This is a genomic window from Komagataeibacter kakiaceti JCM 25156 (genome assembly GCF_000613305.1).
This window is the reverse complement of sequence record NZ_BAIO01000595.1, coordinates 1-1288: the sequence shown is the minus strand read 5'-3', so window position 1 is coordinate 1288 and position 1288 is coordinate 1. Positions and strand designations below refer to the sequence as shown.

The 1288-nt window shown below is 69.6% G+C and carries 1 protein-coding gene; it reads left to right on the top strand.

Annotated features, from left to right (window positions below; genetic code table 11):
• On the top strand, positions 1 to 1288 hold a 1288-nt coding region (locus JCM25156_RS16950; protein ID WP_025814077.1), incomplete at both ends, for a heparinase II/III family protein.

The following is a 1288-nucleotide window of genomic DNA, read 5'->3' as shown; positions in this document are numbered from 1 at the left end:
CGACGCCGCGCGGCTGAAGGCGCGCGCGCTGGTCGATGACTGGCTGCACCACCCCGCCCAGCATCCCATCGCGTTCGAATGCGGGGTGATCGGCGCGCGGGTTTCGGCGTGGCTGGGGCATTATGATTTCTTCGCGGCCTCCGCCAGTGATTCCTTTCGCCAGCGCCTCATGGCCCGCCTGCTGGTGGAGGGGCGCACCATCGCCGCCATCATGCCGCCCGAACAGCATGGCTGGCAGTCGCTCACCGCGCTGAAGGGGCTGCTGGCCGTGGCGGTCGCCATGCCGGAATATACCGGGCTGCTGGCCCGCTACCGCCGCTATATCGATGCGGAGGTGGAAAGCCAGATCCTGCCCGATGGCTGGCATGTCGCGCGCAGCCCCGAAGTGCAGTTGCGCGCCCTGCGCGAACTGGCGGAGATGCGGGCCATGATGCAGGCGGTGCAGCATGCCCTGCCGCATTCGGTCGCCCTCGCGCTGGACGGGATGAGCCCGGTGCTGCGCGCCATGCGCCATGGCGATGGCGGGCTTGCCCTGTTCAATGGCAGCCACGAACGCAGCGCTGGGCTGATCGAGATGGTGCTGTCACAGGCCACGCGCACGCGGGTCGTGGCGCATAACATGCCCGATGGCGGTTTCGTGCGCATGCAGGCGGCCCGGTCGCTGCTGCTGGTCGATGCGGGAATTCCCGCCCCGGCGGGCTTTGATCGCAATGCCCATGCGGGCACCCTGTCATTCGAGTTTTCGTGCGCCCGCCAGCGCCTGATCGTCAATTGCGGCGGCGGCGTGCTGCCCGCGTGGAAAGACGCCCTGCGGCAGACGGCGGCGCATTCCGTCGTGGTGGTGGAGGAGATGTCCTCCTCCGAATTCGCGCACGATGGCACGGTGGCGCGCCGCCCCACGCATGTGGGCGTGGAACACGCGGTGGCGGGGGGTGCGCACTGGGTCACCCTGTCACATGATGGCTATCATGCCTCCGCCGGGGCGACGTATTACCGCAGGCTGTATCTGGGCGCGGATGGCGAGGTGCTGCGCGGCGAGGAAACGCTGGAGGGTGAGCGCGCGCTCGCTTTCGTGCTGCGCCTGCATCTGCACCCCTCGGTTACGGCGGTGGATGCGCGCGACGGTTCGGTCCTGCTGGGCGCGGGGGAGCAGCACTGGCGCTTTCGCGCGGCGGGTGGCGTTGTCGCGATCGAGGAGAGCGTCTATTGCGGCGGCCAGAGCCCGCGCGCCAGCCTGCAACTGGTCGTGCGCGTGGACCCGGCCGCGTCTCCGCCGGAGGAAGCGGGA